This is a genomic window from Candidatus Angelobacter sp. (assembly GCA_035607015.1).
Classification (GTDB): domain Bacteria; phylum Verrucomicrobiota; class Verrucomicrobiia; order Limisphaerales; family AV2; genus AV2.
In genome coordinates this window covers 1-4,685 of sequence record DATNDF010000097.1, presented here as the reverse complement: position 1 = coordinate 4,685, position 4,685 = coordinate 1, and the positions used below count along the sequence as shown (strand labels likewise).

The 4,685-nt window shown below is 62.3% G+C and carries 4 protein-coding genes; all 4 read right to left on the bottom strand.

Features of this window, described 5'->3' with window-relative positions; all coding sequences use genetic code 11:
* A partial coding sequence (locus VN887_04045) for a cation-translocating P-type ATPase (protein HXT39176.1) occupies positions 1 to 1,819 on the bottom strand: 1,819 nt, incomplete at its 3' end.
* A 5-nt stretch (positions 1,820 to 1,824) separates the two neighbouring features.
* Entirely contained in the window at positions 1,825 to 2,955 is a 1,131-nt protein-coding gene (locus tag VN887_04040) for a protease modulator HflK (protein ID HXT39175.1), read from the bottom strand.
* Positions 2,956 to 2,964: 9 nt separating this feature from the next.
* Entirely contained in the window at positions 2,965 to 3,873 is a 909-nt protein-coding gene (locus VN887_04035; GenBank protein ID HXT39174.1) for a protease modulator HflC, read from the bottom strand.
* A gap of 16 nt (positions 3,874 to 3,889) precedes the next feature.
* Positions 3,890 to 4,685, bottom strand: a 796-nt coding sequence (locus VN887_04030; GenBank protein HXT39173.1) for an SPFH domain-containing protein, incomplete at its 5' end; no start/stop codon positions are given.

Genomic DNA, 4,685 nt, shown 5'->3' with positions numbered 1-4,685 from the left:
CGCCGGCGGTCCAGCCGCCGATGATGAAGAAAACGCCGAACAGGAAATTCTGGTTGATGACGCCGCGTGTCTGGCGGGACAGCCTGACGAGAAAGGGCAGGCGGCGCAGATCGTTGTTCATGAGCGCGATGGTCGCGCTGTGGATGGCGACCTCGCTGCCGGCGGCGCCCATCGCGATGCCCATGTCACCCGCGGCCAGCGCCGGGGCGTCATTGACACCGTCACCGACCACGGCGACGCGATAACCGCGGCTTTTCATTTCGCGGACAAACTCGACCTTGTTCTGTGGAAGGCATTCGGCGACGACCTCCTCGCAGCCGATCTCGCGAGCCACGCGCGCCGCGACCGGCTGGCGGTCGCCGGAGACCATTGCGATGCGCCGCACGCGGTTTTCCTTCAAGGTGGCCAGCGCTTCGCGTGCCTCGGAGCGCGTCTGGTCCTGAAGCCCGACCCAGCCGACGCACTGCCCGTTGCGCGCAACAAAAATCAGACTGAATCCCTCCGTCTCGTTCAGATCCACGGATTTCATGAAATCCTCGCGGATGCCGTTGTCCTTGAGCCATTGCGCGCGGCCAATGATGATCTCCGCGCCATCCACCTTCGCCTTGATTCCGCGCCCGGCGGCCTCGGCAAAATCCTTTGGCTCCGCCAGCGGCACGCCTGCCTCATCGGCCAGTTGGGCGAGCGCTTTTGCGGTCGGGTGATTGCTGTATCGCTCGGCCGAAGCAGCGATCCGGAGCAGTTCGGCGGGTTTTGTTTCGCCCAACGGCGCCAGCCGGCTCACCGCCAGTTTGCCGGTCGTGAGCGTGCCGGTCTTGTCGAACACAAAGGCGTTGATGCGCGCCGCGAGTTCAATGTCACCGACGTTCTTGATCAGGATGCCGAGGCGGGCCGCCGCCGAAAGCGCGGCGACCATCGCCGACGGCGACGCCAGAATGAACGCGCACGGACAACCGATGACGAGGACCGTGATGACCCGGTCGAGGTCCTTCGTGAACGCCCAGACCATCGCGCCCAACACCAGCACGAGCGGCGTGTAATAGATCATGTACTGATCAATGATCCGCATGATGGGGAGCTTGGTCTTCTCTGCGGCCAAGATCAGCTCGCGCACGCGCCCGAGCGTCGTGTCCTCCCCGGCGCGGGTGACGCGCACCTCCAACACACCGGTCAGGTTCTGGGTTCCCGCGAAAACGTCGTCGCCCGGCTTCTTGTCCACGGGCAGCGATTCGCCGGTGATGTTGGCCTGGTTGAATGAACCCTGGCCGCTGACGATGACGCCGTCGGCAGCGACATTGTCGCCAGGTCGGATGCGGATCGTGTCATTGACCGCGAGATCTTTCGCCGCCACTTCCTCCTCGTCACCCTTGGCGGTGATGCGGCGCGCTTTTGTGGGGGTGAGTTTGATGAGCGATTCGATCGAGGCGCGCGCGCCGGCCGCAGTGCGGGTTTCGATCAGCTCGCCGAGCAGCATGAAGAACGCAATGATGCCGGCGGTTTGATAGCCGCCGATCTGCGATTCCCCCGAGGCGAATGCCGCCAGAACGGCGATGGCCACCAGTTCGTTGATGCTGAGGATGCCGCGCCGGATGTCCTTGATCGCGGTGGTGACGATTGGCCAGCCGAGGATGATCGCGCCCACCATGGCGCTCAGCCCGGCCACCATGCTGCCCTTTTCAAACACCCATTCCACCAGGAAAGAGTTGGCGGTGAAGATCACGCCAATGACCATCTGCCACAATCGGACGGGGATGTGCTCATGGTCGTGATCGTGGGCGTGGTCATGCTCCTCCCGGCTCATCAAAGATGTCACTTGCATACGGCTTACTCCGGTTTCGGCGTTTCTTTTTTCGGCACTTCCTGTTCTTTGCTCAACTGTAACCGCAGTTCCCACGGTTTGCCATCCGGCCGTTCCGGCAGGAAAATCTTGTACAGCGCGTTGGTCAGAACCCGCCCCATCGTCTCCGAGAGCAGGCGCTGTTTGAACAGTTCCGGGTTCGCCTCGTAACGGGGCAGCAGTTTCGTGAACCGGTCGGCCTCGGCGGCGACGGTGGTTACGAGGTAGTTGCTGGAGGTTGTCGCGCCGCGCAGGATGACGGTGGCGTCACCCACCGCCTTGTTGGTGGCCCCGCGCGCGTAGGTTTCGGCCTCCTGGATCTTGATATCCCCCTGCTGCTGCGCCTTGACGACATTGTTGAAAGCCTCGGCCACGTCCACGGGCGGTTCGGTGTCCGTGCGGACTTCGCCCGACTCGATCTTCACTCCGAGTTTGAGCCTCTCGACCATCTGCACAACGCGAGCCTGGACGGCCTCCTGGTAGGCGAGTTTGTTCCGATACAGCGCGTCATCGGCGTTAAAACGGGCCGAGGCATAGAACAGCGCGTTGTCGAGAACATGCTGAAGCAGGTTCGTCACGTTGCGGAAGCCGAACACGTAACTGAGCGGATCGCTGATGCGATAACTGAGCGTGGCGCGGGCGTGAATCACGTCGCCGTCGCCGGTCAGCGTGTAGCCGTCCACGCCGGCGCGCAGCATGCCCATCGGCTGGGGCTTCTGACCGGACGCCAGCTCTTCCGGCGTCTGGAAGTACCAGCCGGCGGTCGAGGTGACGGTGTGGCTTTCGCCGACGGGAACATAAACCACATCGTCGATCGGATAAGGAAACTTCCAGTGAAGACCGGGCCGGAGGAGCTGGCCGGAGCCCGTGCCGACGGCCCGGCCGAAGCGCAGTTTGATGGCGACCTGGTTCGGTTTGACGGTGAACACTCCTGAGAGGATGAAGGCCGCCACGAGAGCGCCCATCAGCAGTTTGACAATGTTGAAACTGCTCCGCAGCGCATCGGATAACGCTCGCGCACTGGCGTCTTCGACGCCTCGCGCAGGTTCCGGCGCGGCCGATGGTCCTGGCCCCGGCGCTCCGTGGTCGTGTTCGGAATGTGGATGATCGTTGTCCATCACCGGTTCCTATTTTTTCGACGAGCCGTTGCTGTCGCCGGCCGCGCCATTCAGCAGGTTGAACGGCGGCGTCTGTGGTCCGAGGATGAGGTAGGAGCGATCCTTCAACGATTGTTCGATCGCGTTGAGCTGCATCAGGAAAATGGCCAGCTCGGGTTTCTTCCGGAAGACTTCGTAGTATTCGGACGCTTTGGCGTCGGCCTCGCCGAGGACCTTCTTGGCCTCGCCCGAGGCTTCGGCAAGAATTCGGTTCGCTTTCGCGTCCGCGTCCGCGCGGATGATTTTCGCGGCCCGCTCGCCCTCGCTTTGATAGGTGGCCACCAGCCGCTGGCGCTCGGCCCTCATGCGTTCGAACACGGTGCTGGTGATGCTCTCCGGCAGTCCCAGTTGTTTGATGCCCAGCGTTTCAATGGCGATTCCGTACGTCCGTTTGACCTGAGCCTGCACTGCTTCGAGCATCTCCTTCTCAATCTGGTCGAACTTCAGCTCGGCCTGGTTCGTGGAAATCAGGTCGCTGAAGTTGTACTGGCCGATGATGCCGCTCTTGGCGTTGCGAATGACCGGCTCGAGGGTCTGCTCGGCCTTGGTCATGTCGCCGTTGAAGCTTTCGAGAAAAAGCTTCGGTTCGGCGATGCGCCAGCCCGCGTAGACGGCAATCACAAGGTTGATCTGGTCGCGGGTGATGGTTTCGTCGAACTTGCGCTCGAAGTTTTGCATGCGGTTGTCGAACTCATAGACCTTCTGGATGGGCCAGGGCAACCGGATCTTCCAGCCGGGTTCGGTGATGCTGCGAGAGTACTCGCCGAAGGTGGTTACCACCGCGACTTCGGTCTGGCGGACCTGGAAGGTGAACAACATGCAGGCGACGATCACCAGCAGGACGCCGCCGGTAATCAAGGTGATGGGGTTTCGTTTCATAAGCGCAAACTCAAAATCATCGGTTCGTCGGGGAGGATTTGGTGGCATCCGGCGGCAGGATCACCCCGCCCAGCAGATCCGACCGGATTTTTTCCTCGAGATTCAGGGTGAGAATGTCCTGCGTGTTCGTGGCTGCGAGCACATACTTGCGGACGGGTTCCAGCGAACGCGCGAGCGTTTCCAGCCGGGATCGCTGCACATAGACGGACGGTGACGCCTCGTAAGCGATGATTTGATTTGTGAAGCGGGCGGCCTCCGCTTCCGCGAGCGCCACCTTCGTCACCGCCTCCTTGCGCGCCTGCGCCAGAGTGTTTGTGGCCTCCGCCTGCGCGGACGGGATTTTTTCCGCCGCGTACGCCAGCGCGTAAAGGATGTTCGTCTGTTTTTCCTGTACCGCGCTGACGACCTGTTCAAACGCCGCCGCCACCTGGGTTCGTTTGTTCCCGAGCGGCGGATGGATGTCCTGCAAGCCGGCGAACACAATCTTCACGCCGAGTTTCGCTTCGTCCGCCCGCACCTGAACGCGCCGGCGAATCTCCTCCGCCGCGGCGAGCCGGCCGCTCGACATGATGTTTTCCATGTCCACGTTCACGAGGTAGCGGACGACTTCGCGGTTGGCCAGCTCCTGGAGCAATTCGTCGGAGTTGGCGTGATTGTAGGCCCAGGCGGGCAGGTCGGTGATCCGGTATTGGAACGGAATGCTTACGGTGAGCAGATTGGCGGGAACGGCCTTCTCATTGCTGTCGGTTCGGGCGATCTGGCTGCGGCTGGCCACCAGCATGCCCGGCATCTCGGCGCCCTCGCCTTCCTTG